Source organism: Streptomyces sp. IBSBF 2435 (genome assembly GCF_036815005.1).
Lineage (GTDB): Bacteria > Actinomycetota > Actinomycetes > Streptomycetales > Streptomycetaceae > Actinacidiphila.
The window spans coordinates 19,120-45,514 of sequence record NZ_JAJSYW010000002.1; the positions used below are offsets into that span (position 1 = coordinate 19,120).

Below are 26,395 nucleotides of genomic sequence, written 5' to 3' on the forward strand. Positions count from 1 at the left end.
GGTCAGGCGGAAGCGGGCGCGGCAGTCTCGGCGGTCGGGGCGGTTCCCCGCCGCCCGCGGACGTACATCGTGACGGCGACGGCCGTCTCGCCCAGGCTCAGCACAAGGAACAGCAGGCTGTCGGCGAGACCGGCGCCGCCCTGGTGGCCGTTGCCGGCCAGCCGGGCGACCGCGGTGCCGAAGACGTGGACGAGGATGGGCAGTAGCGTGAGGAGCAGCGTGGCCAGGCAGAACGCGTAGCCGACGACCATGAGCCAGGAGTACCAGCGGGCCACGGCGTGGTCCCGGGGATGCCACTGCTCCGGGTCGTAAGGGGCCGGGCGCCGCAGTACCGCGCACCACCGGTTGGCCAGTAGCTGGCGCGCGGTCGTCTGGAGGTCGACGCAGCCCAGCACAGTGACGACCAGGTAGTAAATGTCCGTCTGGAGGAAGAAGTATCCCTGCCAGACCAGCCGCAGCAGCGTGGCGTAGGCCAGCGCGAGAAGTACGGCACCAGCCGGCGGGAAGCCGCCGCCCGCACGGTGGGTGGCGGCGGCGAGCAGGGTGAGGACCGCGAAGCAGCCGACGTCGGTGAGCATGCCCGCGAGCATCGGCAAATAGCGGCTGCGTCGCGGCACCCCCGCGAGCCCGTCGAGGTTGGTCTCGAACACCACGTAGTACAGCCGTCGTCCGATGGACAGCCGCGAGGGCACGCCGAGCCGCCGTCCGGCCAGGGCGTGCGCGGACTCGTGCAGCAGGATCAGCGGGAGCTGGCCGACGAACAGCGTCAGCGTGAGCACCGACATGTAGTGGGTGAAGAAGACGTTGTGGTAGCGCGGTGCCGCGTCGGGAACGTGCACGACCACCAGGACGCACGCCGCCAGCAGCGCCGTGTAGAGCACAGCACCGACGGGCGAGAAGACCGCGCGGCCCAGCTGCCGCCATCGCAGGGGGCGCGCGGGCAACGGCTCGGGGATGCCGTCCGCCCGCAGGAAGCCGAGTTCCGTCAGCTCGGCGGCGAAGTCGTCGATGTCGACGGGGTCTCCGTACTCCTGCTCGTACCAGCGGGCCGCCTGCCGCGGCGGCGTGCCTTCGACCAACCGCCGGAGCAGCGCGGCGCCGTCGGCGGGCAGTACGACGAAGGTGCCCTCGTCCATCCGGCCGACCGTCACTTCGCCGCCTTCGGGCTGGAAGGTCAGCGGATGGAAGGCGAGCGGTTCGTCGTGGGCCTGTACCGCGGTCTTCCCGGCGGGAGCAGCGTCGGCGGAGGCGGGCGATTGTTCGGGCATGGCTCCCCCGGGGGCTGGTGTTCGGAACGGAGCACGGCGGGACGACGAAGCGCGGCTGGACGGGACGCGGGGCGGGGCGGGCCTCGGCGATGGGCGCGGTGTCGGCTGGCCCATCGCCGAGGTTTGTCACAGTCAGGCCACGTCGCAGGGGGGACCGCCGTAGAGCGAAGCCGAGGTCGTCAGGCGCACCGAACCCGCCTTGCGGATCTTGATCTTCTTCATTCCGTCCACCTCCTTCCGGGATGTGTCGCCTTCATTGGTAACCCGCGGGCAAGTGCCCTGTCGCCGGTTGCGACCACCCCTGGCACAAGCCCAGAACGCCCGCAGAACACGACGCACGGCCGTCAGCAAGCCCACTTCCGAGTTGGTCCTAAATCGCGCACAGGGTGTCGAACGCGGATCGCGGCCGTACGCAGTGCGGAGCGCCGCGTACGGCCGCTCCGACACCCAGCCGAGCCGGTCGTACTCGTGGGCCGCGGCCATGAGATCCCACTCCGCGTGGTCCCAGCAGAAAGTCCCGATGCCGATCAGCCGGACCGCCCCGCGCCGATCGACCATGAGATCGCTGGTGCGAGCGTCGCCCGTGGACCGGTTCGCGAGGCGACGTGAACCGCTGCTGCGGCAGTGCCGACCTCAGCTCCGCCAGACGTTTGCGGAGGAAGGTCAGGTCCGCGTCGGAGATGCCGGTGGCGTTCTCGATCCGCAGTGCCGAGCGGCCCAGGACGTCGAACTCCGGTAGGGCCGGTTCCTCCGGTACGCGCAGCCTGTGCAGGCCGCGGAGAATCCGCCCAGCTCCCCGTAGGTCCCCTCCCTGTCGCCATTCTTGATCAGAGACCGGTACGCCACCGGATGGCCGGACACGGCCAATGCCTGCTGGATGTCCTCCACGACCCGGGCAGCCGAGAACCCTTCGGCCGCCAGCCCGCACCTCCGGCCACGCGGACCCTGAAGTACTCCTCCGAGCGCGCGATCCGTACGATCAGGGCCGGCGCTCCAGCCGGAACAGCGCGTTCCCGCCCCGGCGGATCAGTCACGCGTGCGGATCCGGGCCGACCACCGCGCACGGCTCCACCACGACCGCGTGGGCGCGCGACGAGGTGAAGCCTCCATGCACGCCCCCAGCGCCGGCCGGCGGATTACGACGTCAGACGTCTCCTACTCGGGATCGCAGGTGAAGAAAGCATGTCCGCCTATTTGTTGGAGCTCGCGGACCTGGTGGTCCAGCACGAGGGTCCGGTGCAGGTTTAGGTGACCGGTTCGGTCACGCGGCCTGGAAGGCCGGTGTAGTCATGACGGTCTCGTATTCGACGGGAGTCAGCCGACCGAGCGAGGCTTGCCTGCGGCGTCGGTGCAGGTCCGCTCGATCCAGGTCACGATCGCGATCCGCAGCTCCTGGCGGGTGGTCCGTTGCCGCCGGTCGAGGACGTTCTTCTGCAGCAGGCGGAAGAACGACTCCATAGCCGCGTTGTCGCCTGCCGCCCCGACCCTTCCTGTCGAGCCGGTCATATCGTGCCGGTTGAGCGCCCGAACGAATTCCTGGGCCCGGAATCGCGATCCGCGATCGCTGTGCAGAACGCAGCCGGCGACGTTTTCTCGTCGGGCCACCGCGTTGTCCAGGGCTGCGACGGCCAGGCAGGATTTCATCCGCGAATCGATGGAGTAGCCCACGGTCCGCTTGCTGAAGACGTCCTTGACCGCGCAGAGATAAAGCCTCCCTCCCGCTGTGGGATGTTCGGTGATGCCTGTGAGCCAGAGCCGGTTCGGTCCGTCCGCGGTGAAGTCGCGGCGGACGAGGTCGTCGTGAACTGGCGGTCCGGCCTTCTTGGCACTGCCGCGCTTCTTGCCGAACACGCTCCACCAGCGGTCGTCCCGGCAGATCCGCCACGCAGTCCGGTCCGCCATGCGGGCTCCCGCGGCCCGGGCTTCGTCGGCCCGGAAGCGGTGGCCGAACCCCGGATCTTCGCGGCGGGCGTCGAACAGTGCGTCCGCGCGATACGCCTGCTCGACCGCAGCATCGGTCACCGGCTTGTCGAGCCACCGGTAGCAGGGCTGTCTGGCGGGCTTCAGCACCCGGCACGTGACCGTGACGGGAACCCCGCCGGCGGCCAGCTCTTTCACGAGCAGGCAGATCCTTTTCCCGGCAGGTTCGCCTGCGGCAGACAGGCCGCAGCCCGGCAAAGGACCTCGTTCTCCTGCTCCGGCAACTTGACCCGCCGACGCGGTCGGCAACCACTTGCCCGACCGTCACGCCAGAGCCGCGATTCCCCGCGACCGCACACATCCTCGCGAAACTCTTCCGGATAAGGCTTGGGCACAGCGACATCCCTCCCACCCACCCCACAGGGCAGACCAGTTCAGACGTCACCCGATCATGCGGCAGATCCGCCCTGACCCTGCCCTCTACGGCCAAGGCCATCAGCCGACTAGGCTCCCACCTGCTCACGCGGTTGCACTCCGCAAAGCCGTACGAACCGCCAACGGCCTTACCGCACGGGTCCACGGCCTGGACGGAATCATCACCGATTCCCACGACAAAACCATCGGTCAGATCGGTCCGAGGTCGCGGTTCTCGCGCCGTCAGTCAGCCATGTCGCGGAGTTCGTAGCCCAGGAGCCCCCCTTCGAGCAGGGGGTAGACGAGGTTCTGCACATACCACACCATGTCCGTCATCTCCGGTACGCCCGGGACCTTCCGGCGGTCGACTACTGGGCTGAACCCTGCCGTCGTACGGTCCCGGCGGAGGAGCAGGTGTCCGCCAGTGGCCGCCTGCGGATGGTAGAGGGCGATGGCGACGGCCTGCTCCCGCACCTCATCCGAGTCCAGCATCGCCACGACGTCCGCGGCCTGCTCCGGCTCCACTGACGTCCAGTCCCAGTCGTCGTCTCCTTCGAGCATGTAGGACACCCCGAGAGGTTCCACGGGTCCCCACCCGTGTCCCGCCAGGACACTGAGCACGCCGGCGACGGTCGCGGGGTACTCGAAGGTGAGGTCGATGTCGGCAGTCCGGGACAATGTGCGCTCCTAGCCCATGGGTACGATTTTCCAGGAGAAGCCCTTTTTGGTAAGCCACTCCACGATGTCCTGGGGAATCGGGTTCTCAGAGATGAGGCAGAAATTCTTGCCGCTGGCCATGGCGATTCTTCGAGCGTCGCCCAGGTTCGATCTGAATTTTTCCATGACTTTCGCGTTCCGCTGGGCCAACTCCCAGTATTCGCCAGATTTCGCCTCGTACCAGACCTCGGCGCCGTCCTCGTCGTAGGCGCCGTCGAACTGCCTGCCGCCCTCGCTGAATTCGTCTCTACCGCCGAGTTTCTGTACGAGCTCCTCCTCGTACTTGCGCCCGCGCTGTTGGGCTTTCCTGCCTCCCGAGGGCTCCTCCTCCGGCGGCTCATCCACGGGTGGGGTGCGTCCGCCGCCGCCCCCGTCGCCTCCCTTTCCTCCCGAGCCGCCGCCGCGTGCCTCCGCCTCGGCCATCTCTCGGTCCAACGCCTGGGTGACCTCAGCGGTCTCGGCGTCCACCGCTTCGACCTCGGGCACGTTCTCGGCGGCAGAGGCCAGTACGGTCTCCAACTCGGCCACGCCCTCGGCGGCGCAGTCCGCCACGACGGCATCCATGATGCCGTCGACAGAGGCAAACAGCGCGGCGGCCTCCCCCGCGTCCAGCGCCGCAGCCCCCGCGTCGGAACCGCCGAAGGTGAAAACGCTGCCCAGAACGCCCAGCGCGGTGGTAATGCCCATGGTGATGCCGGCCTCGGACATCTTGTGCTCGAGCTCGCTGTGCGCCTCGTCGATGGCGTGGGCGAACTGCTCACACACCGAGGCGAGCTTGGTGCAGGCCAGATACGCGGTGGACAGCGGCGCCGACCCGCCCGGATCGCCGTCCTGCCAGATCCTCCCCCAGAAGGCTGCCATGGCGGTGACCGCCCCGCTGGTGTTGACGTCGGTGATCGCCTGCACCTGTAAGTGCAGGCTCGCGCCCAGGTTGTTGATGTCCGTCGCGGCGGTACGAAAGGCCGTCGCGGCGTTGCGCAGCTTGTCCTGGTGGCCGTTGACCCAGTACTTGTGAAGCGGCGGGGGCCAGTGGTTGCTGCCACCGCCGATCGCGGTAGGCGGGTCGGGGTAGGTGATGTCGTCTACGACGTCAGGCCAGCCGAAAAGCTGCGGTGCCCCCTTGCCCGCTCTCGGGTTCGAATGGTGGTCGGCCTTGAGGTAGTTGTTCGCCGTCTGCACCAGCCCGTTCGCGCACTGCCCGACGGCCCGGACCGCCGCGGACAACGTTCCGAACAGCGCCTTGGCCGCCGGATCGTAGCCCTTCGCGAACTGCTTGCCGTACGTGTCGTCGCCGGCCATGCCTGCGGCGTTCTGCAGCACCGAGGTCAGTGTGCCGGCGATGCCGTCGAGACGAGTCTGCCCGTCGGCGAAGGTCGTCGCCGCCGCGTTCAGGTCCGCGGGCGTGACGTCTATCGGGCCGGTCGGCTCGCCCCAGCTCACCTGCCGCCGCTCCAGATCCGCAGGTTCGCCGTCTCGGCGCTGTGGTAGTTGCCGTGCGCGGTGTTCGTGACGTGGTGCATGTCGCTCAGGGCTTTGTTCAGGTCGGTCGACGCCTGCCGCCACTGCGCGAAGACCGAGCCGAACCGGTTGCGCGCCTCACCCTGCCAGGATGCCTCGAAGCGCTTCATCCCCGCGTCCAGCTGGGTCAGCAGGTCCTCCAGGTCGTGCGCCTGGCCGGACAGTTCGCCGACTAGCTCGGCCAAGGCGGCCAGTTCCACTTTCAGACGCGAGGTCATCGCGTACCCCCTCCCCGAGGCGGAACCCTCAGAGATCTGCCACCTTGCTGCGCGGCGGTGACACCGGTGGGTCCACGTGCAGTTTGCGGAAGTCGTCCAGCGTTTCCAGATCCTGCGCACTGAACCCGTCGCGGCTCAGTTCGACCGCCTCCCGAACGAAGGCCAACGTCCGCCGCACCGTCCTGGTGTCACCAGTCACACGCCGGTGGATGTCGTGGTACTCCGACGCGGCATCGCTCATCCAGCAGGCCTCCGCAGTGTCGGCCAGCGCGCTCAGCCGACGCTCCAGCGCCTTCAGCAGCCCCTCGGCCTCGCTCATGTCATTCGCAAGGCTTGTCAGATCGTCCGCCGTGAGCCTCAGCATCGGCTCCGCCATGGCACGCTCCTCCCCTGGCCGTCCTTCGTTTCGATCCTGGCATCTTCACCCCGCGTGCGTTGAGGTGCCTGGTAAAGGATGTGCCAAAGCTGTGTGGTGAGGCGCCTGAGAGGCGGAGTTCGAACCTCTGGTCAAGGCCTGACCCGGGATGGGTGATCGTCCTCTTGGGTCTCGGCCAACCACACCCCGAGCCGTAGCCGTCCTGCACGCCTCTGGCTGGCCTTGCAGCAGCTCACAGACAGCGGCTCCGACCAGAACGGCACACAAGAACGGACCCGGGCCGCCGTCGACAAGGCCTACGCGGACCGCCCCGACGAGGGCGACGCCGAGGCCCGCGCGGCGGCGTAAACAGCCCCAGAACTGACGTCACGTCAGTTCTCTTGCGGACTGTATGCGGACCGCAAGGGGGTCCCTGAGTACACCCGGCGGCAAAGCCGCAGGTCAGACGTCGATTTTCGAGCGGTCGAGCGTCGTGGCCGAGTTGGTGATGAACTCCTTGCGCGGCGCGACCTCGTTGCCCATCAGGAGGTCGAAGGCCTGCTCGGCGGCCTCGATGTCGCTGATGTTGATGCGGCGGAGGGTGCGGTGGCGGGGGTCCATCGTCGTTTCGGCCAGCTGGTTGGCGTCCATCTCGCCGAGGCCCTTGTAGCGCTGGATGCCGTCCTTGTAGCGGACGTTGCGGCGCTGGAGGTCGAGCAGGGTCTGGCGCAGTTCGCTGTCGGAGTAGGTGTAGACGTATTTGTCCTGGCCCTTCTTGGGCTGGACCAGCTCGATCCGGTGCAGCGGGGGGACCGCGGAGAAGACCCGGCCCTCCTCCACCATCGGGCGCATGTAGCGCTGGAACAGGGTGAGCAGCAGGCAGCGGATATGGGCGCCGTCGACGTCGGCGTCGGCCAGGAAGATCACCTTGCCGTAGCGCGCCTGGTCGATGTCGAAGGTCCGCCCGGAGCCGGCTCCTATGACCTGGATGATCGCGCCGCACTCGGCGTTCTTGAGCATGTCGGAGATTGACGACTTCTGGGTGTTGAGGATCTTGCCGCGGATCGGCAGCAGCGCCTGGAACTCGGAATTGCGCGCCAGTTTGGCGGTGCCGAGTGCCGAGTCGCCCTCCACGATGAACAGTTCGCTGCGGTCGACGTCGTCGCTGCGGCAGTCGGCGAGCTTGGCCGGCAGCGAGGAGGTCTCCAGCGCCGTCTTCCTGCGCTGCGCCTCCTTGTGCTGCCGGGCCGCGATCCGCGTCCTTGCGGCGGCGACGGCCTTCTCCAGCACCGCGCGGGACTGGGCCTTGGCGTCCCGCTTGGTGGAGGTCAGGAACTCCTTCAGCTCCTTGGCCACCACGGTCGACACGATCCGGTTGGCGGCCGAGGTGCCCAGCACCTCCTTGGTCTGCCCCTCGAACTGCGGCTCGGCCAGCCGTACGGTGACGACGGCCGTCAGCCCCTCCATGGCGTCGTCCTTGACGATGTCGTCCTCGGCGACCCGCAGCAGCTTCGTCGAGCGCAGCGCTTCGTTCACCGTCCTGGTGACGGAGCGCTCGAAGCCCGTCACATGGGTACCGCCCTTGGGCGTGGCGATGATGTTGACGAAGGACCTGGTGGTGGTGTCGTACCCGGTGCCCCAGCGCAGCGCGATGTCGACGCCCAGCTCCCGGGTGACCTCGGTCGGTGTCATATGGCCGCGGTCGTCCAGGACCGGCACGGTCTCCTTGAACGTGCCGCTGCCGGTGAGCCGCACAACGTCGCAGATCGGCTTGTCGGGGGCCAGGAACTCGCAGAATTCGCTGATGCCGCCGTCGAAGTGGAAGGTGTCCTCCACGGGCTTGTCCGACTCGATGCCGCGCTCGTCGCGCACCACGATGGTCAGGCCCGGCACCAGGAACGCCGTCTGCCGGGCCCGCTGGTGCAGCGTGTCCAGCGAGAGCTTCGCGTCCTTGAGGAAGATCTGCCGGTCGGCCCAATACCGCACCCGGGTACCGGTGCGGGTGCGCGGGACCTTCTTGGCCTTCGTGACGCCGCTGGCGGGCTCGAAGGGCGCGTCGGGGCCCGCTCCGCTGAACGAGCCGGGCACCCCGCGGCGGAAGCTGATGGCGTGGGTGTGCCCGCTCCTGTCCACCTCGACGTCCAGGCGGGCCGACAGGGCGTTGACCACCGACGCGCCGACGCCGTGCAGGCCGCCGGAGGCCGCATAGGAGCCGCCGCCGAATTTGCCGCCGGCGTGCAGCTTGGTCATGACGACCTCGACGCCGGACAGGCCGGTCTTGGGCTCGATGTCCACCGGGATCCCGCGGCCGTTGTCCCGGACCTCGATGGAGGCGTCCTCGCGGAGGATCACCTCGATGTGGTCGCAGTGGCCGCCCAGCGCCTCGTCCACGGAATTGTCGATGATCTCCCAGACGCAGTGCATCAGACCGCGGCTGTCGGTGGAGCCGATGTACATGCCGGGCCGCTTGCGAACCGCCTCGAGCCCTTCGAGAACGAGGAGGTGCCGCGCGGTGTAATTGGAGCCGTCGCGATCTGCGCCCGTCAGCAGCGCGGTGGACGGCACGGATGTTTCGGCGGTCACGCGGACAACTCCTCGATCAGGATGGCCTGAAGGTCTTCAGCCGTATCGGTGAGAGGGTACCGAGGTCGGGGGGTGCGGCCACGCCGCGACCCGGTACCCGAGCGCCCATCCTAGTCGTTTTCGAGCAAACGTTCGATCACCCGCGCGAGTGATACACATGTCACGTTCCCAAAGAGGCATGAACCATTTAGGCTCCGGGCACGTCCTCAGCAACACCCCGGCAAGCCGGTCGGGGCCAAGGTTGGGCAAGTACGACAAAAGCACCAAAAGCAACATCCACCGCAAGAACTCCTATTCGCCGCCAATCGGTAACACCCAGTCACCCCGAGGCCCGTTTTCGAGGAAAAGTCGTCAGCGGGAACGTTTTCGGCCTGGTTGGATGTTGACCCTGGTACGACAGCTCGTCGAGCTAGAGAAGAGGCGACGTGACTACTGTTCTGACCCCCGCGAGTCCGCTGACGGCGGCAGACCGCTGCGACCGTTGCGGCGCTCAGGCCTACCTGCGTGTCGTGCTCATCAGTGGCGGTGAACTGCTCTTCTGCGCACACCACGGCCGCAAGTTCGAGCCTGAACTCAAGAAGATCGCTGCGGAAATACAGGACGAGACCGGACGGCTCACCGACCCCCCTGCGCCGGCGGGAGACGACGAGCGCTGACACGTCGCACCAGCGACCAGCTCGGACCTGCGGGCGGACGGACCCCATCAGGGGGTGTCCGCCCGCAGGCCTTCCGTCACATGTGCCGGGCCACCAGCCCAGACACCGCGGAGACGCGCGTGTACACCCCGGGATAGGCCGACTCGGCGCAGCCCGTCCCCCAGGAGACCAGACCGATCAGCCGGCCGTCCGCGACCAGCGGCCCGCCGCTGTCACCCTGGCAGGCGTCCTTGCCGCCTTCGGACATCCCCGCGCACACCATGGATGCACGCAGATACGTACCGTCGCCGGTGCCCGGATAGGCCTTCTCGCACACCGAGTCGGCCAGGACGTCGACCGTGGCCGTCCGCAGCGACTGCGGATACGCGCCCTGCCCCGTCGTATCGCCCCACCCGTAGACCTGCGCCTGGGTCCCCGCCGTATAGGGGGCGGTGTCCTCTGGTCCGGCCATCGGGATGACGGAGCCCTCCGGCAGTGCCTGTGACAGCGTGATCACGGCGACGTCGCCGGCGTTGGTGGCGGCGTCGAAATCGGGATTGACCCACACGTCGGACAGCGGTACTTCCTCACCGGCCGACCCGCTGAGGTCCGTACGCCCGGCGATGACCCGCAGATCCGGCAGTTTGCGCCAGTCGGTGACGCCCAGCGCCTCCTGGCCGAAGCAATGTGCCGCGGTGACGACCGTACGCGGCCCGACCGCCACACCGCCGCAGAACTGCCCCGATCGGCCGGCGCCGAAACGCTGGCGGCTGGAGAGCGCCACGACCCACGGCTCGCTGTCCGTCGTGGTGGGCGCACCGCCGACCACGACTCCGTTGGCGGCGGCCGGGGCCGCGGGCGCCGCCAGGGAGACGGCAAGCGCCGGCAGCAGGGCCGCCGCGGCTATCAGTGCACGGCGGCCGCCCACGGCACGACGGTGCGAGCGGGCGGGGATGGGGACATGCATACGGCCTCCTGACCCTGTGAATCACTCTGGACACCCAGAGTGATTCACAGGGTCGGAGGCCGCATCCGCAAGGATCGGCCGCCCCGCCCGGGCGGGGCGGCCGATCGGGGAACGTCAGTCGAGGTAGTCGCGCAGCACCTGCGAGCGCGACGGGTGACGCAGCTTGGACATCGTCTTGGACTCGATCTGCCGGATCCGCTCCCGCGTGACGCCGTACACCTTGCCGATCTCGTCCAGCGTCTTGGGCTGCCCGTCGGTCAGGCCGAAGCGCATGGAGACGACGCCCGCCTCGCGCTCGGACAGGGTGTCGAGCACCGAGTGCAGCTGCTCCTGCAGAAGCGTGAAGCTCACCGCGTCCGCGGGCACGACCGCCTCGGAGTCCTCGATCAGGTCACCGAACTCGCTGTCGCCGTCCTCGCCGAGCGGGGTGTGCAGCGAGATCGGCTCACGGCCGTACTTCTGGACCTCGATGACCTTCTCCGGGGTCATGTCGAGTTCCTTGGCCAGCTCCTCCGGGGTGGGCTCGCGGCCCAGGTCCTGGAGCATCTGGCGCTGCACCCTGGCCAGCTTGTTGATGACCTCGACCATGTGCACCGGGATACGGATGGTGCGGGCCTGGTCGGCCATCGCGCGGGTGATCGCCTGGCGGATCCACCACGTGGCGTACGTGGAGAACTTGAAACCCTTCGTGTAGTCGAATTTCTCGACCGCACGGATCAGGCCCAGGTTGCCTTCCTGGATCAGGTCCAGGAAGAGCATGCCGCGGCCGGTGTAGCGCTTGGCCAGCGAGACGACGAGCCGGAGGTTGGCCTCCAGCAGGTGGTTCTTGGCCCAGCGCCCGTCCTCGGCGATGATCTCCAGCTCGCGCTTGAGCTTGGGAGCGAGCTTGTCGGCAGCCGCCAGCTTGTCCTCGGCGAAGAGGCCCGCCTCGATACGCTTGGCCAGCTCCACCTCCTGCTCGGCATTGAGCAGCGGGACCTTGCCGATCTGCTTGAGGTAGTCCTTGACCGGGTCGGCGGTGGCCCCGGCGACCGCGACCTGCTGCGCGGGCGCGTCGTCCTCGTCGTCGTCGGAGAGCACGAAGCTCTCGGACTCCGTCTTCTCGGTCTCTTCCTCGCCGGCCTTGCCGGGAGCGACGTCCTCGAGCGACTCCTCCGCCTCGACCGCCTCGTCCTCGCCCCCGGAACCGGCGGTCTTCTTGGCCGCCGCCTTCTTCGCGGGGGCCTTCTTGGCGGCAGTCTTCTTGGCGGCGGTCTTCTTCGCGGGCGACTTCCTGGCTGCTGGGTTCTCCGCCTCCACCGATGGCTCCACCGTGGTCTCGGCCTCGGCTGCCGCCTCGGAAGCGGTGGCCCTGGGCGCAACGGTCTTCTTGGCAGGGGCCGCCTTGGTGGCGACCGTCTTGGTGGCAGTACGCTTCGCCGGGCTCTTGGCTGCGACGCTCTTACGGGTGCGCTTGGGCGCCTCAGCGGCACTCACCATCAGCGTCACACCCTCCTCGTCGAGGACCTGGTTGAGGCTGCGCAGAACGTTCTTCCACTGGGTTGCCGGAATCTGGTCCGCTTCGAACGCCCGACGCACATCGTCGCCTGCGATCTGCCCCTGGGCCTTACCCTGCTCGATGAGCGCCATCAGAGACTCGGACTCGGCGATCTCGGACGGGAGCGTACGGGATGTGCTGGCCGACACGAACAACCTCTCGGAACGATGGGAACGACTCGGTGGAACCGCACAGCGACTCAGCGTCAAGCTCAATGCTGAATATTCCTCGTACGGTCGCCACCTCTTAAGTCATCGCACTGCCTCGCCTGGCGTTACGCCCAGCTTACGTGGCCCGAGTCACACCCCAAATTGTGCAGATCAGCGGCAAAGCCTGACATGTGCCACGCACGGAGCCGCCGCAGGCCCCTGACTACGGGGTCCACGGCGGCCCGGCGGGGCGGTCAGTGCTCTCGGGGGGCTGGGACGACGTGGTCGGCGGGAGCGGCCTGCTCCGACGGAGCGGAGAGCAGCTGGCGCATCGCCGCCTCCGCCGTGCCGCCGTCTCCGCCGGCGAGCGCGTCGACGATCCGGTGGTGGAGTCCCACCGAGGCGTCGCCGGGCCGCTCGCAGCCGGTGACCGGGCCGCCGGAGACGTGCAGCGCCGACGACACGATGCCGGACAGGTGCTCCAGCATGCGGTTGCCGGCGACCTGGAGCAGCAGGGCGTGGAATTCCACGTCCGCGCGCGTAAAGGTGAGCGCGTCGCCCTGGGCGGCGGCGTGCGCCATGATCTCGGCCATGTCGGCCAGCCGCTGCTGCACGTCCTCGCGGCCGTGGCCCGCGGCGAGCCGGGCGGCGAGCGGTTCGATGGTCCAGCGCAGTTCGAGCAGTTCGCGGCGCTGTTCGTCGCGCTGCGGCCCGAAGGCGCGCCATTCGATGATGTCGGGGTCGAGCAGATTCCAGTCGCTGACCGGCCGGACCCGGGTGCCGACATTGGGCCGGGCGCTGACCAGGCCCTTGGCCTCGAGGACCCGCAGGGACTCGCGCACCACGGTGCGGGAGACCTCGAATCGCTGGCCGATCTCCTCGGGGACCAGAGGGCGGTCGGCGCCCAGGTCGCCGGAGACGATCATCTGTCCGAGCTGCTGAACGAGTTGGCCGTGCAGTCCCCGGCCACGGTTGCCGCCGGCCCGGCGGCCCACCCGGGTCATGTCCGAGTCCAGGCCTTCCCAGGAGCCGAGCCCTGGACGGTCGCCACCGGGGGCGTCGGCATACGAGTAGCGGTCCAGCTCGCCCGGGCCGGCGATGCCGGAGTCGGCGGATCGAGCCGCGGTCATCATGGTGTGCGCAAGGGTACTCACGCATCCTTTGTCGGCGATGCCGATGCGCGCCTTGAGGGCTTTGCTGAAAAGCACACGAAAGGGTGAGCGCTCATCACCTGATAATTGACGTTTTATGAGGACGAATCATCCCTCTTCGCCGTCGGTCCCGACAGGCCCCGCGGACGGAAGGGGAGTTGACCTGCGGCCGCGCCTGCGCCCGCGCAAGGCACCTGCCAGATAGGCGATGACCAGGCCTGACAGCGACAACACCAGTGCGAGGACGAGCGGTTGCGCCGCCGAGTGCAGCGCCGCGAGAGCCGCACGGTCGTCGGCTTGCGGCGCTCCGCTGAGCACCGACCACAAGGCGCCGCCCGCGTCGAGGAATTGCCGCCCGGTGCGACCACCGAGCAAGGCCCGTACGCCCGGTGCGATCAGCAGCGGCACCGACAGGACCGCGGACAGCCCGAGCGCCGTCGTACGGAACGCGCATGCCGCGAGCACCCCGGTCCACGCGCACCCGACGGCCAGCGCCGCCCAGCCCGCCGTGGCGGCCGACAGCGCCGTCGGGTCGGGGGTGCGGCCGGGGCCGAGGGCGAGCCGCAGCACGGCGGTGTCCGCCAGCGCCGCCAGAACGGCGAGCACCAGCGCGAGGGCGCCGCTCACCGCGAGCTTGGCGGCGAGCAGCCGCGGTGCCCGGGGTTCGGGGCCGAAGCCGGGGGTCAGCGCGGGGAAGGCGAACTCCTGCCCGTACGACAGCGCTCCCAGCGCTCCGGCGCCGACCGCGGCGGCGGGCAGCGGAAGCGCCGCGGGCCAGCCGGACAGCAGCCGCAACGGTGACGCGTGGACGGCCCCGCCGCGGGCCAGCAGCAGCGCACCGAGCACGGACGCGACAAGGGCCGCCGCCGCGGTCGGCCAGGGGCTCCGCACACCGAAGCAGCGGCGCAGTTCGTAGCGCACCGGCCGCAGCGGGCTGTGCGGCATACGGTGCGGCGAGGACCGGCGCTGCTCGGGGACGGCGCGCGAGGCGTCGTCCCCGTCGTCCGTGGACGGGCCGGTGTCCTGGGCCGCCGCTGTCTCGTCCGCCAGCTGGTGCAGCAGGATGCCGTTCCGGTAGGCGACCTCGCCGACTGCCGCCGACGTGGCACCGTAGACAGCGATACGGCTCCCGCTGGTCGCGACCACCTCCGCACCGTCCTCCGCGAGCAGCCCGGCCAGCCGCTGGGCGTACGGCGACCGTACGGCCACGTACGGCCGCAGCCGGGTGCCGGCGAAGAGCGCCGCCGGCTGGTCGGCGACGATCCGGCCGTCCGCGAGGGCGATCACCCGGTCGGCGGTCCTTGCCAGCGCTCCGGGGTCGCGGCCGGTCAGGAGCACGGCGCCGCCCGCGGCCGCGTGACGGCGTACGAGCGCGTGCATCCAGGCCGCCTCGCGCGGCGGAAGCTCGCGGACCGGGTCGTCGAGGACGAGCGCGTGCGGGTCGGGCAGCAGCGCCACGGCGAAGGCCAGCCGCCGGTCCATGCCGAGCGAGTACGTGCCGAGGCGCCGGTCGGCCACCGCGTCGAGGCCGACGGTTTCCAGCAGGTCGTCGGCGCGCGCGGCTTCCAGGCCGTGCGCGGCGCAGAGCATGCGCAGATGGCCGCGCGCGGTGCGGCGCGGGTGTCCAGGGACGTCGCCCAGGACCGCGCCGATCGCGTGGGCGGGCCTGGCCAGTTCGTGCAGCGGGCGGCCGTCGACGAGCGTTGCGCCCCGGCCGGCCTGCAGGCCGAGCAGCAGGCGGGCGGCGGTGGACTTGCCCGACCGAGCGGGTCCGAGCAGACCGGTGACCTCGCCCGAGCGGATGTCGAAGGTGAGGTCGGCGACGGCGGGCGGGGCGCCGCGGCGGGGCATGCTGGTCAATCCGATGGCCTGGATCACCCTCGCACCATAACGCCAGAAAAGGGGCAAACCGCCCCGCGAACTACACCTCGGGCCTGAGCATCGGCGGATTGAGCAGAGTGGCCCCGCCGGCCCTGAACAACTGTGCGGGACGGCCGCCCTGACGAGTTGTCGTCCCCCCGGTCGGCACCAGGAAGCCCACCGTGCCGGTCACCTTGCGGTGGAAGTTGCGCGGGTCGAGCGCCACCCCCCAGACCGCCTCGTAGACCCGGCGCAGCTCCCCCACGGTGAATTCGGGCGGGCAGAAGGCCGTCGCCAGGGACGAATACTCGATCTTCGACCTGGCCCTTTCCACCCCGTCCGACAGGATCCGCGCATGGTCGAAGGCCAGTGGCGCCGTCTCGCCGGGGTGCTGCTGCCCGCCCTCGGCCAGCAGCGTGCCGACCGGCGCCCAGCGCGCGCTGCGCGCGTCCCCGCCGGCCTTCGGCGCGGGCAGATCGGGGGCGAGCACGAGATGGGCGACGCTCACCACCCGCATCCTCGGGTCACGCTGCGGATCGCCGTAGGTCGCGAGCTGCTCCAGGTGGGCGCCGCTCTGCGCCCGCAGCCCGGTCTCCTCGGCCAGTTCGCGCGCGGCGGCCTGCGACAGGTCCTCGTCGGCCCGGACGAACCCACCGGGCAGTGCCCATCGCCCCTGATAGGGAGGCTCGCCACGGCGTACTGACAGCGCGCAGAGCGCGTGATGTCGCACTGTGAGCACGACCAGGTCGACGGTGACGGCAAAGGGCGGAAAGGCCGACGGGTCGTAGGGCGACATGCCGCGATCCTAGTCGTCTGCTTGACGATAATCAGCCGGATCGACACCTCTCCGCGATCACGTCCTCCGGTCGTCCCGCCTGCCGCAGGCACCGAGCCGCAGCCCCGGTGCGGCCTCCTCGACCATCGCCGTCCCCCGCCGGCCGACCCGCACCGCGAACGGCTCCTCCGCGATCCGTATCCCGCTCAACCGAACGGCCCCCAGCGGCGCGCAGGACAGTGGCCGCAGCGCGACGGACCCGCCCGGCGCGTCCGGCCGTACCCCGGCCAGCGCGGTCAGCAGATGGACCGATCCGGCCGCCGCGAGCGCGGCGGGACGGCAGGCCATCGGATGCGGGCACGGCGGCCCGCTGCCCGTCCGCTGCTCCCCCGCGTATATCTCCGGCAGGCGCAGGCCGAACGCCCCCGCCGCGTCGAGCACCTCCTTCATCAGCGAAGCGGCGGCCTCATCGAGCCCCGCTGCCGCCAGCCCCGCCACGGCCACGGCGGTCTCATGGACCCGCACAGCACCACTGCGATGCCCGAACGGGCTGTAGCCGGGCGAGCCGGCCGACAGCGTCCGCAGGCCCCAGCCGCTGTCGAGCCCTGCCGTGGTAAGCAGCCGCCCGAGCTGCGCGGTCCGTGCATCGTCCAGCAGGCCGTCCGCCGCCCTGCCGCCGCCGGAAAGCCCGGTGTCGAGCAGATGGGCCAGCGCCGACGACACGGCGTCCAGCGCCCTGCCGTCGGCGGTGCACGCTGCGGCGGGCCGACCACCGCCGGATTCGTGGATCCAGAACCGCTCGCGGAACGCCGCCCGCAGCGCCGCCGCCCGGTCCCGCCATTCCTCCGCTCCCGGCCGGCCGAACGCGTCGAGCAGATCAGCGCCGTGCAGCGCGGCCCGGTGCGCATGGGCCTGCACCTCCGTGCGCAGCGGCCCGCCGGGCGCGGGGTCCGCCACGAGTCCGCCCGCCTCCGACGCCGCCACGGCGCCGCGCAGCCAGTCCAGGCAGCGCTCCGCCGCGGGCAGCAACGGCTCCGTCTCACGGGCGGGCAGTCCCCAACGCCACGCCTCCGCCAGCACGCTCACGAACAGCAGCGTCGCCTCCGTCCCCGAGGACAGCGGCGGCAGGTGCGGGCCCGTATCCCGCGGCGCACCGGGGATCCGTCCGGTGCCGGGGTCCTGCATCCGCGCGAGCGTACGCAGCGTCCCCGCCGCCAGCCGGGTGCCGAACGGAAGCAGCATCCGTGCGGCCCACAGCGCGTCGGACGGTGCCAGTCCGAGCCGCCACGGCGCCCCGGCCGCCGCATGGATGTCCGCCGGATGCCGCGGGTCGCGCAGCAGCAGACCGTGGAGGTCGTCGAGCGCGGCGCCGAGCAGGGCGCCGGCCCTCGGGTCGTCCGCGTCCAGTGCCGCGTCGGGCCACAGCCGTGGCGGCCGCGCGGGCCGGGACGGGCCGGGGATGGCGCCGACCGCCGCGACAGGCCCGGTCCCCAACTCGACCGTCCGCGACGCCCCGGCCGGCAGGTCCACCCGCCAGCCCAGCCGGCCCGCCGCGGCGAGCACCACGTCCGGCGCGGGCCGGGCCGTCGTCTGCACCACGTGCTCGCCGTCCGACCACCGCAGCCCCGCACCGCTGACCGTGCAGGACACCTCGGCGCCTGCCCGGCCCGCGGCGACCGCGGCCAGCGCTGCCAGGTCGGTGCCCAGGGTGATCTCGACCGGCAGCCGCAGCCGCACCGGGCCCGTGTTGGTCAGCGTGATCCGCTCCGTGCCGTCGACGGACCTCACCCGCTCGACGGTGACGGAAGGGTCGGGGCCGCGGTCGGCCGCCGTCCGCACCAGCGCCATGAAGCGGACCCGGTCGGCGCCCAGCATCGCGGCCTGCACGGCGAGCGGTTCTGCCCCCGCCACGGTCAGCACGCACCGGGCCAGCAACCGGCGCCCGTCGCGGTAGAGGCCGTCGAATCCCTCTCCTCTCAACTGCCCGCACCGGCCCGAGACCGCGAGCGCCGGGGCGGCCACGCAGATCAACGCGTCGTGGACGGCGATCGGCGCTCGGTCCGCCCGGACCGGTCCGGGGTGCGGCGGTGACTTCACCGCCGCCCGCCCGCCCGCGTACCGCACCGCCGCCGGACTGGCTCGGTGATCGAGGCCGCGTTGGGCCGCGAACGGTTCGGCTGTCGCGCTGTGTGCTGCACATGTGATGAACGGCGTGTCGCGCACACAGGTCACGGGCCGTCTACGGTTCTTGAACGAAGGGCACCATTCGCGCCGCCCCCGCATCCCGCGGAGCAGCAGAAAAGAGGCAGCATGCCCGTCCATCGCCAGCCCGGCACCATCGTCACCGACCACCGCCTCCAAGTGCCGCTCGATCACACGGCACCCGGCGGTGAGCACATCGAGGTCTTCGTGCGGGAGGTGGTGGCGGCGGACAAGGACGCCGACCGGCGGCCCTGGCTGCTGTACCTGCAGGGGGGACCCGGCAACCGCAGTCCGCGTCCGCTGGGCCGGGACGGTTGGCTGGCGCGAGCTCTGGACGACTATCGCGTGCTGCTGCTCGACCAGCGCGGCACCGGGCTCTCCACTCCCGCGAACCGCCAGACGCTGCCCGCGCGCGGTGACGCGGCCGCGCAGGCCGAATACCTCTCGCATTTCCGGGCCGACACGATCGTGCGGGACTGCGAATTCATCCGGCGCCGGCTCCTCGGGATCGATGAGCCGTGGAGCATCCTCGGCCAGAGCTTCGGCGGCTTCTGCGCCGTCACCTACCTGTCCTTCGCGCCCCAGGCGCTCAGCGAAGTGCTGATCACCGGCGGTCTTCCGGGACTGCGGGCGACACCCGAGGGGGTCTACCGCGCGGCCTACCCGCGGATCCGGCGCAAGAACGCCGCGCACTACGCCCGCTACCCCGAGGACGTCGCCGCGGTCCGGGACATCGTCCGCCATCTGCGCGACCGCCCCGCCACACTTCCGGGCGGCGGCGTGCTCACCCCGCGCGCCTTCCAGGCACTCGGCCTGATGCTGGGCTCGGGCACCGGTTCGCACACGCTGCACTACCTGATCGAGGACGCCTTCGTCACCGGGCCCGCCGGACGCCTGCTGTCCGACTCCTTTCTCTCCGAGGTCCAGGGGCATCTGTCCTTCGCCGGCGGCCCTCTCTACGCGGTCCTGCATGAGGCGACCTACGGCCAGACGTCCGTATCCGCTCAGGGGACCCGGTGGGCGGCCGAGTCCGTCCGGGGCGAATTCCCCGATTTCGATGCGGACGCCGCGCTCGACGGCGAGGGACCGGTGCTCTTCACCGGGGAGACCATCCACCCGTGGATGTTCGAAAGCGATCCGGCGCTTGCACCACTGCGCGAGACGGCCGAACTGCTGGCGCAGCGCGAGCAGTGGCCGGACCTCTACGACCCGGACCGGCTGGCGCGCAACGAGGTGCCTGTCGCGGCGGCCGTCTATCACGACGACATGTACGTCGACACGGCCGATTCGCTGGCGACCGCCCGGGCGATCCGGGGCCTGCGGACCTGGGTCACCGACGAATACGAGCACGACGGCCTCCGAGTGAGCGGCGGCCGGGTCCTCGACCGGCTGCTCCGGCTGGTCCGCGGCGAACTGTAGTCGCCTCCAAGATCCTTCTGCGCCGGGTGCTCTGCAGGGACCGCCGCACCACTTCGGGGTCCAGCCCCTGGCTGACGGCGTGCTGAAGCAGACGGGCGAAGGTGCAGTGGGGTTCGAGGTCGAGTGCCCGGTACAGGGCGACACGCGCCTGCGCCTCGTCGTCCGAGCACCAGGCGACCCAGCCGGTCAGGGCGAGCAGCGGCGCCGCGTGCTCCGCATACGGCCCCGTGCAGCGCCTGGCCAGCGCCCGCCACAGCCGGATCGCCGCGTCCGCCCTGGCCGGGTCCGCCCACTCCGCGACACGGTCACGTGCCTCGCGGTCCTGGAGGCCCAGGATCATCTCGGCCGCATCACCGTGCACGAGGAGGGCGTCGTCCCTCCTGTCGGCCCGCACCGGATCGGTGACCGGAGCTGCCGAGCCGAACGCCTCCAGGGCGATACCCGCCAGTTCGACCGTGCGCTGCGTGACAGAGACGCTGGTGCTTCTGTCGAGCATGCGCGGCACCAGCCTGGCGCACGCCAGGTCGAGCGCAGTTTCGTACTCGGCATCCCGCGGCTCGACGGGCCGGAGCCGGGACTCCAGGTCGCGCAGCGACAACGGCATCCGGATGCCGTTGTACGCGGCAACGGCGGCGATCGCGGATCCGCCGGGCTCCGCAAGGGGCACACCGCCGTCCGGGAGGTGCACCGCGCCGCCGGGCTCGGGCCGGCAGTACGACCACCAGCGGCCCCCCGAGACGCAGAGCGCCTCGATCACCGGAACGTCCAGTTCACCGCAGGCGATGCGGATCTGCTGGGCGAACGGCCGCAGGCGCTCCATCACCTCGGAGGAGCGCTCGCCCGCGCGCGGGTCCCGGCAGAGGAAGACCACGATGGAGGACGGTCGGCCGCCGCGCTGCACGCTGCCCGTCACCAGGCAGTCCGCGAGCTGCTTGGCGAGCTGCGGCCACTCCTCGGGGTCCTGCGGGTCCTCGGGCAGCCCGACCCGCAGCCTGCCTCCGAAGCGCCCCTGCTCGCCGTGCAGGGCCAGCAGGACCACCGAGTCGTCGGGGTGGTAGCCCATCAGGAACGGCAGGGCGTCCACGAGTTCGTCCGGCCCGCGCAGGACGATCTTCATGTCGCCTGCCGACGACGATGACTCTCCGTACTGAGTTCGGTTGCTCTGTGTCATGACTTGAGCTTGCCGCAGAGAGCGCACTTCCCACCAGATCCCCTCAAGACCTGTGGATAACTTTGGACCCGGAGTTATCCACAGGTCGCCGAACGGCGTTGGCGTTCTGTCGGTGGTGTCCTGTTGCATGGAGGCATGACTGAAACGACCACCGAACTGCGTACCGCCGCCGACACCGTCCTGAGCCGGCTCGTCGGTGCGGAACCGGGCGCCGCGCGGCTGCGCGAGGACCAGTGGCGCGCCGTCGAAGCGCTGGTCGCGCACGCGCGCAGGACGCTGGTGGTGCAGCGCACCGGCTGGGGCAAGTCGGCGGTGTACTTCGTGGCCACCGCGCTGCTGCGTGAGCGCGGCGCCGGTCCCACCGTGATCGTCTCGCCGCTGCTCGCGCTGATGCGCAACCAGGTCGAGGCGGCCGCCCGGGCCGGAATCACGGCCCGCACGATCAACTCGTCCAATGCCGAGGAGTGGGGCGGGATCGAGGCGGAGGTGGCGGCGGGCGAGGTGGACGTCCTGCTCGTCAGCCCTGAACGGCTCAACAATCCCGACTTCCGGGATCAGGTGCTGCCCAAGCTCGCGGCGACGACCGGCCTGCTGGTCGTGGACGAGGCGCACTGCATCTCCGACTGGGGACACGACTTCCGTCCCGACTACCGGCGGCTGCGCACCATGCTCTCCGACCTCCCGCCGGGAGTGCCCGTGCTGGCGACCACGGCGACCGCCAACGCCCGGGTGACCGCGGACGTCGCGGAGCAGCTCGGCACCGGCATGACAGGCGCGGACGACGAAGGCACCCTTGTCCTGCGCGGGCCGCTCGACCGCGAGAGCCTGTCACTCGGTGTGCTGCGGCTGCCCGACGCGGCGCACCGGCTGGCCTGGCTCGCCGACCACCTCGACACCCTCCCGGGCTCGGGGATCATTTACACCTTGACGGTGGCCGCCGCCGACGAGATCACCGCCTTCCTGCGGCAGCGCGGCTACCCGGTGGCCGCCTATTCCGGCCGGACCGAGAACGCCGACCGGCAGGCGGCCGAGGCGGATCTGCTCGCCAACCGCGTCAAGGCGCTGGTGGCGACCTCCGCTCTCGGCATGGGATTCGACAAGCCGGACCTCGGCTTCGTCATCCATGTCGGTTCACCCTCGTCCCCGATCGCGTACTACCAGCAGGTCGGCCGCGCGGGCCGCGGCGTCGACCACGCCGAGGTCCTGCTCCTCCCTGGCCGGGAGGACGAGTCGATCTGGCGGTATTTCGCCTCGCTGGCGTTCCCGCCGGAGGAGCAGGTCCGCCGTACGGTGGCCGTGCTCGACGAGGCCGACCGGCCGCTGTCGGTGCCCGCGCTGGAGACCCGGGTCGATCTGCGCCGCTCGCGGCTGGAGATCATGCTCAAGGTGCTCGACGTCGACGGCGCGGTCCGCCGGGTGCGCGGCGGATGGACTGCCACCGGCCAGCCATGGGCGTACGACACCGAGCGGTACGCCTGGGTCGCGCGCCAGCGCGAGGCCGAGCAGCAGGCGATGCGCGACTACGCGGGAAGCACCGCGTGCCGGATGGAATTCCTGCGCCGCCAGCTCGACGACGACCAGGCTGAGCCGTGCGGACGCTGCGACAACTGCGCAGGGGCGCGCTTCCCCGTGGAGGTCTCCGCCGCAGCACTCGACTTCGCACGCCGCGCGCTGGGCCGTCCCGGTGTGGAGTTGGAGCCGCGCAAGATGTGGCCGACGGGCCTTGAGGCGATCGGCGTCTCCCTCAAGGGCCGCATTCCGGCAGGAGAGCAGGCGTCGACCGGGCGGGCGCTGGGCCGGTTGTCCGACATCGGCTGGGGCAACCGGCTGCGGCCGATGTTCGCCGACGGGGCGGCGGACCGGCCCGTACCGTCCGAGGCGGTGGAGGCCGTGGTGCAGGTCCTCTCCGACTGGGCCAGGGGCCCGGGCGGTTGGGCCAGCGGTGAACCGGACGCACCGGCCCGGCCGGTCGGCGTGGTCGCGATCGCCTCGCGCAACCACGGCGTGCTGGTGGAGACCCTCAGCGCCCGCGTCGCGGAGGTCGGCCGGATGCCACTGCTCGGCAGGGCCGAGTACACGCAGGACGCGGATCCCGGCGGGGTGCCGCGCAGCAACAGCGCCCAGCGCGTGCGGGCACTGCACGCAGCATTCGTGCTGCCGCCGGAATTGATTGAAGCTGTGAAGGCGGCGTCCGGCCCTGTGCTGCTGGTCGATGATTTCTCGGACACCGGCTGGACACTGGCTGTCACCGCCCGCCTGCTGCGCCGGGCCGGCGCGACGGCGGTGTTCCCGCTGGTCCTGGCCGTGCAGGGGTGAGGGATCCGGGGGCCGGGCCGGGGCCGGGATCTATCCGACGGAGGGGACCATTCCGGTCGCGAACGCCAATTGCCCGTTGCCGCGGGGCAGTACGCGGGGAAGAATTGGAGGCGGATCCCCGAACGGCTCTCCGAGCCCCCTGACCGGCGCACGCCCGCGGCCGGTCCGCGGGTGTATCCGTGAAGGGAGGACCGTGACCATCGGCTTCGTTCCGGAGACGTCCTCCGCCACCACCTCCCCCGCGTCGCGCACCCTGGAGCCAGCCGAGTGGACCGCCATCGGCATTCCACTGCTGGCGAGCCCGCGCGAGGTGGTCAAGGACCTGCACACGAGGCATCTGCCGTCACCGTCCACCGCGGTGATCGCGGTGTACGACCCGGACGGCCGGATCCGGGCCAGCGCGTCGTTCGCCGGCCGCAGCGGTGTCGTGGACGGCTGGGAACGCCGCAATGCGCTGCTGTCCCATCTGCGCCATGTCATTCCGCATGACCTGCGCCTGCGCACTCCGGTGCGCACCGCGGTACTGATGATCTGCCGCGACGGGGTGCCGGGGTGGACCGCGGAGGACGGCGCCTGGATGTGGGGACTGCGCGACGCCTGCACCCTCCACGGGCTGCGCTGCGGCTCGTACGTGACGCTCACCGGCGACGGCTGGCACGTCATCGGTGAGAACCGCGCCGGGCGGACGCCGAACGCCAACTCGTGGTCGCGCGCCCGGACCGACCAGGCGCCCGCGGTCGCCAGCGGCACGCCGCAGACACTGCGTCGCGTGTCCGCGCGCTGAGCGTCCCCGGGCGGATTCGGTCCGCCCCGGGGACGCTCAGGCGCTGGTGCCGAGCGCGCTGTTGATACGTGCCGGGTCGCCGCAGACGATCAGCAGAACACCGGCCCGGGCCAGCGCGGTGGCCAGCGCCCGCGGCAGCGTGTCGTCGTTGCCGCCGTTGAGCGCCACGACCACCACCGGCCGGCCGGTGGCACGCGGGGCGGCGATGTCGGCGTAGAAGACGTCGTCGGCGGCGGCGTGCTGGGCCCAGTAGGACGGTTCGCCGAAGCTGAGTTCATGGATCGCCCACGGATGCTGCTCGCCGGTGGTCAGCACCAGGACCTCGCCGGGGGCACGGCCGGTGTCGAGCAGCAAGTCGACGGCCTCCTCCGCCGCGTCGAGTGCTCCCTCGACCGGGGCCGGGATGAGCTGGATCTGTGCGGATCCGGTGGAGGACGGGCGCTGCGCGGGCACCTCCGCGCCCTTCGGCGCGGCAGCAGCCGGAGCCGGCTGGGTCGCAGCCGTCGGACCGGTGGTGTCGCTCGGGCGGCTGCTTCCGGCGTGGCCGGACGGCGAGCCGACGGCGGCGACGGCCCTCGGCGGTGCCGGCCGTGGCGCGGCGGGCCGCGGCGGGCCTGGGACAGGACGGGGGGTCGACGCACTCCGGCCGCTGGTCGGAGCAGTGCGGGGACCCGGGACGCTCTCGTGAATCTGAGGCTCCTCGGGGGTGAGAGGCATGAGTTGATGTCTATCAAATGCGCACCGAATGCGCAGCGGGGGGTGGGGGCTGGATCAGAAATCGAAACCGAGTTGTTCCCCTGAGTCGTCCGGATTGCGAACCTTCTTCAGGTGCTGCCAGCGCGGCAGCGCGTCCAGGTACGACCACGACATCCTGTGCAGCGGCGTCGGACCCAGTTCCTCAAGTGCCGAGCGGTGGACGGGCGAGGGATAGCCGGCGTTGTCGCCGAACGCGAACGGGGCGTAGTCCGCGCCGAGTTCGGCCATCTCACCGTCGCGCCGCACCTTGGCGATGACGGAGGCTGCGGCGACAGACACGCACGACTGGTCGCCCTTGATCACCGTCCTGACCTGCCACGGCCCTCCGGCGCCCAGGTAGTTGTGCTTGCCGTCGAGGATGACCGCCTCCGGCGGCTCGGGCAGTCCTTCGAGAGCACGCAGCGCCGCGAGCCGCAGGGCGGCCGTCATGCCCAGTCGGTCGATCTCCTCGGGCGACGACTGGCCGAGCGCGTAGGACGTCACCCAGCCGGTGAGTACGGCCGCCAGGCGGGTGCGGCGGTTGGGGGTGATCAGCTTGGAGTCGGTGAGGCCTTCCGGCGCGCGGCGCAGGCCTGTGACGGCGGCGCAGACGGTGACCGGTCCGGCCCAGGCGCCGCGCCCCACCTCGTCGATGCCTGCGACGGTCTTCACGCCGAGTGTGGCGCGCATCGAGCGCTCGACGCTGTGTGTGGGTGGTTGGTACGCCATGGCGGGCACCAGCCTACTCGCCGTTCCGCCGCGCCTTCCACGGGCCGCGATCAGGACATCACGGCCCAGTCCGGCAGCACTTCGGTCCGCTTGGTCCATGCCGCCGGCGGCTCGCCGCCCGGCCGTGCGGCTACGATGCCGCCGACGATCGCGCAGGTCGTGTCGACATCGCCGCCCGCCTTCGCGGTGGTCCAGAACGCCTGCTCGTAGGCCCCGAGGTGGCGCGCCGCCGACCACAGGGCGAACGGCACGGTGTCGTGGGCGCTCGTACGCCGGCCGCAGCCCAGCACCGCTGCCACGGTGCCGACGTCGGCGTAGTCGAGCATGTCGCGGGCCCGGCGGACGCCGGCCTGCACGGCGCTGCGCGGCACGAGCTCGAGGACCGCGCCGAGCAGGTCGGACGGGTCCTGCGGCCCCGCGGGGTCGGCGGCGAGCGCCGCTGCGGCGGCCACTGCCATCGCACCGGCGACCGCTTCCCGGTGCTGGTGCGTGGTGTACGCCGAGATCTCGGCCTGGTGGGCTGCCTGGACGGGGTCCCCCGCGTACCAGGCGCCGAGCGGAGCGACCCGCATCGCGGCGCCGTTGCCCCACGATCCCTGCCCGTTGAAGAGCCCCGCCGCCAGTTCCCGCCAGTCGGCACCTTCCTGGCAGATCAGCCGGAGCATGCGGTTGACGGCAGGGCCGTAGCCGCGGTCGATGTCGTGGTGCTCGGCGAAGGACACGGCGAGCGCGTCCTGGTCGATACGGCCGTGCGCGGCGAGTACGGCGAGCACTGAGCAGGCCATTTCGGTGTCGTCGGTCCACTGCCAGATGCCCGGCGGCAGTTCACCGTGCTGGAGTCCGGAGTAGTGGGCCGGGACGAAGAACTGTGAGCCCAGGGCATCGCCCACGGCCAGGCCCTGGAGGCTGGTGAGGGCGCGGGAGATGCGTGCGGAGTGGGTGGTGTGAGCCGTCATGACGTCGGAAACTCTG

At 70.9% G+C, this 26,395-nt stretch carries 21 protein-coding genes and 1 pseudogene; 5 read left to right on the forward strand and 17 right to left on the reverse strand.

The features are described 5' to 3' along the window. Positions 1–2: 2 nt before the first annotated feature. From V7E46_RS01035 to V7E46_RS01060, 6 genes and pseudogenes are all read right to left on the reverse strand, one after another. Positions 3–1,268, reverse strand: a complete 1,266-nt coding sequence (locus tag V7E46_RS01035; RefSeq protein ID WP_333766606.1) for a hypothetical protein — start codon at positions 1,266–1,268, stop codon at positions 3–5. Positions 1,269–2,529: 1,261 nt separating this feature from the next. Further along, positions 2,530–3,583 (reverse strand): annotated as a pseudogene (locus V7E46_RS01040) (IS3 family transposase). Positions 3,584–3,845: 262 nt separating this feature from the next. After that, positions 3,846–4,280: a hypothetical protein gene (locus tag V7E46_RS01045; protein ID WP_333766607.1), complete on the reverse strand. Its 435-nt coding sequence runs from the start codon at positions 4,278–4,280 to the stop codon at positions 3,846–3,848. A 9-nt stretch (positions 4,281–4,289) separates the two neighbouring features. Continuing rightward, positions 4,290–5,759, reverse strand: coding sequence for a hypothetical protein (locus V7E46_RS01050; protein WP_333766608.1), 1,470 nt, complete (start codon positions 5,757–5,759; stop codon positions 4,290–4,292). Beyond that, a complete protein-coding gene (locus V7E46_RS01055) occupies positions 5,756–6,055 on the reverse strand; it encodes a WXG100 family type VII secretion target (RefSeq protein WP_333766609.1) in 300 nt (99 codons plus the stop codon). Before V7E46_RS01055 ends, V7E46_RS01050 begins: the two co-directional genes overlap by 4 nt. 28 nt (positions 6,056–6,083) lie before the next feature. After that, on the reverse strand, positions 6,084–6,431 hold the full coding sequence (locus V7E46_RS01060) for a WXG100 family type VII secretion target (protein ID WP_333766610.1): 348 nt from the start codon (positions 6,429–6,431) through the stop codon (positions 6,084–6,086). 222 nt (positions 6,432–6,653) lie between these two features. On the opposite strand from V7E46_RS01060, the gene V7E46_RS01065 reads away from it, so the two are divergent. Then, positions 6,654–6,779, forward strand: a complete 126-nt coding sequence (locus tag V7E46_RS01065) for a hypothetical protein (protein WP_333766611.1) — start codon at positions 6,654–6,656, stop codon at positions 6,777–6,779. A 93-nt stretch (positions 6,780–6,872) separates the two neighbouring features. Here the strand turns inward: V7E46_RS01065 and V7E46_RS01070 are convergent, their stop codons facing one another. Next, a complete protein-coding gene (locus V7E46_RS01070; RefSeq protein ID WP_333766612.1) occupies positions 6,873–8,993 on the reverse strand; it encodes a DNA gyrase/topoisomerase IV subunit B in 2,121 nt (706 codons plus the stop codon). A gap of 425 nt (positions 8,994–9,418) precedes the next feature. On the opposite strand from V7E46_RS01070, the gene V7E46_RS01075 reads away from it, so the two are divergent. Next, positions 9,419–9,649 carry a DUF7455 domain-containing protein gene (locus tag V7E46_RS01075; RefSeq protein WP_329173970.1) on the forward strand — a complete coding sequence of 77 codons (231 nt, stop codon included), beginning with the start codon at positions 9,419–9,421 and terminating at the stop codon, positions 9,647–9,649. 76 nt (positions 9,650–9,725) lie between these two features. Here V7E46_RS01075 and V7E46_RS01080 read toward each other — a convergent pair whose 3' ends face one another. From V7E46_RS01080 to V7E46_RS01105, 6 genes are all read right to left on the reverse strand, one after another. Beyond that, positions 9,726–10,595, reverse strand: a complete 870-nt coding sequence (locus tag V7E46_RS01080) for a S1 family serine peptidase (protein ID WP_333766613.1) — start codon at positions 10,593–10,595, stop codon at positions 9,726–9,728. A 114-nt stretch (positions 10,596–10,709) separates the two neighbouring features. Then, a complete protein-coding gene (locus V7E46_RS01085) occupies positions 10,710–12,281 on the reverse strand; it encodes an RNA polymerase sigma factor (RefSeq protein ID WP_333766614.1) in 1,572 nt (523 codons plus the stop codon). A gap of 254 nt (positions 12,282–12,535) precedes the next feature. Further along, entirely contained in the window at positions 12,536–13,435 is a 900-nt protein-coding gene (locus tag V7E46_RS01090) for a FadR/GntR family transcriptional regulator (RefSeq protein WP_329173974.1), read from the reverse strand. Between the two features lie 105 nt (positions 13,436–13,540). Next, positions 13,541–15,310: an ATP-binding cassette domain-containing protein gene (locus V7E46_RS01095; RefSeq protein ID WP_333766615.1), complete on the reverse strand. Its 1,770-nt coding sequence runs from the start codon at positions 15,308–15,310 to the stop codon at positions 13,541–13,543. 43 nt (positions 15,311–15,353) lie between these two features. Next, entirely contained in the window at positions 15,354–16,088 is a 735-nt protein-coding gene (locus V7E46_RS01100; protein ID WP_333766616.1) for an NUDIX hydrolase, read from the reverse strand. A gap of 57 nt (positions 16,089–16,145) precedes the next feature. Continuing rightward, on the reverse strand, positions 16,146–18,164 hold the full coding sequence (locus V7E46_RS01105; RefSeq protein WP_333766617.1) for a glycogen debranching N-terminal domain-containing protein: 2,019 nt from the start codon (positions 18,162–18,164) through the stop codon (positions 16,146–16,148). A 213-nt stretch (positions 18,165–18,377) separates the two neighbouring features. Between V7E46_RS01105 and V7E46_RS01110 the strand changes: the two genes are divergently transcribed. Then, positions 18,378–19,688, forward strand: a complete 1,311-nt coding sequence (locus V7E46_RS01110; RefSeq protein ID WP_333766618.1) for an alpha/beta fold hydrolase — start codon at positions 18,378–18,380, stop codon at positions 19,686–19,688. Here V7E46_RS01110 and V7E46_RS01115 read toward each other — a convergent pair. Further along, entirely contained in the window at positions 19,600–20,859 is a 1,260-nt protein-coding gene (locus V7E46_RS01115) for a DUF4192 domain-containing protein (RefSeq protein WP_333766619.1), read from the reverse strand. The genes V7E46_RS01110 and V7E46_RS01115 overlap by 89 nt on opposite strands. 135 nt (positions 20,860–20,994) lie before the next feature. Here V7E46_RS01115 and V7E46_RS01120 point away from each other — a divergent pair, with 135 nt between their 5' ends. Both V7E46_RS01120 and V7E46_RS01125 read left to right on the forward strand, forming a co-directional pair. Continuing rightward, entirely contained in the window at positions 20,995–23,175 is a 2,181-nt protein-coding gene (locus V7E46_RS01120; protein WP_333766620.1) for a RecQ family ATP-dependent DNA helicase, read from the forward strand. Between the two features lie 193 nt (positions 23,176–23,368). Next, positions 23,369–23,959 (forward strand): hypothetical protein, encoded by a 591-nt coding sequence (locus V7E46_RS01125; protein ID WP_333766621.1) that lies wholly within the window; start codon positions 23,369–23,371, stop codon positions 23,957–23,959. 36 nt (positions 23,960–23,995) lie between these two features. Here the strand turns inward: V7E46_RS01125 and V7E46_RS01130 are convergent, their stop codons facing one another. Genes V7E46_RS01130 through V7E46_RS01140 form a run of 3 tightly spaced genes read right to left on the reverse strand, consistent with a single transcriptional unit; the run spans position 23,996 to position 26,379 of the window. Further along, positions 23,996–24,676 carry a hypothetical protein gene (locus V7E46_RS01130; RefSeq protein WP_333766622.1) on the reverse strand — a complete coding sequence of 227 codons (681 nt, stop codon included), beginning with the start codon at positions 24,674–24,676 and terminating at the stop codon, positions 23,996–23,998. A 54-nt stretch (positions 24,677–24,730) separates the two neighbouring features. Continuing rightward, positions 24,731–25,423, reverse strand: coding sequence for a ribonuclease HII (locus V7E46_RS01135; RefSeq protein ID WP_333766623.1), 693 nt, complete (start codon positions 25,421–25,423; stop codon positions 24,731–24,733). 50 nt (positions 25,424–25,473) lie between these two features. Beyond that, entirely contained in the window at positions 25,474–26,379 is a 906-nt protein-coding gene (locus tag V7E46_RS01140; protein WP_333766624.1) for an ADP-ribosylglycohydrolase family protein, read from the reverse strand. Between the last annotated feature and the right edge of the window lie 16 nt (positions 26,380–26,395).

Excerpts from the sequence above, each read along its gene's own strand:
- V7E46_RS01110 (WP_333766618.1), top strand. The coding sequence starts at position 18,378 with ATGCCCGTCCATCGCCAGCCCGGCACCATCGTCACCGACCACCGCCTC.
- V7E46_RS01135 (WP_333766623.1), bottom strand. The coding sequence starts at position 25,423 with ATGGCGTACCAACCACCCACACACAGCGTCGAGCGCTCGATGCGCGCC.
- V7E46_RS01100 (WP_333766616.1), bottom strand. The coding sequence starts at position 16,088 with ATGTCGCCCTACGACCCGTCGGCCTTTCCGCCCTTTGCCGTCACCGTC.
- V7E46_RS01115 (WP_333766619.1), bottom strand. The coding sequence starts at position 20,859 with ATGACACAGAGCAACCGAACTCAGTACGGAGAGTCATCGTCGTCGGCA.
- V7E46_RS01080 (WP_333766613.1), bottom strand. The coding sequence starts at position 10,595 with ATGCATGTCCCCATCCCCGCCCGCTCGCACCGTCGTGCCGTGGGCGGC.
- V7E46_RS01130 (WP_333766622.1), bottom strand. The coding sequence starts at position 24,676 with ATGCCTCTCACCCCCGAGGAGCCTCAGATTCACGAGAGCGTCCCGGGT.
- V7E46_RS01120 (WP_333766620.1), top strand. The coding sequence starts at position 20,995 with ATGACTGAAACGACCACCGAACTGCGTACCGCCGCCGACACCGTCCTG.
- V7E46_RS01035 (WP_333766606.1), bottom strand. The coding sequence starts at position 1,268 with ATGCCCGAACAATCGCCCGCCTCCGCCGACGCTGCTCCCGCCGGGAAG.
- V7E46_RS01055 (WP_333766609.1), bottom strand. The coding sequence starts at position 6,055 with ATGACCTCGCGTCTGAAAGTGGAACTGGCCGCCTTGGCCGAGCTAGTC.
- V7E46_RS01140 (WP_333766624.1), bottom strand. The coding sequence starts at position 26,379 with ATGACGGCTCACACCACCCACTCCGCACGCATCTCCCGCGCCCTCACC.
- V7E46_RS01060 (WP_333766610.1), bottom strand. The coding sequence starts at position 6,431 with ATGGCGGAGCCGATGCTGAGGCTCACGGCGGACGATCTGACAAGCCTT.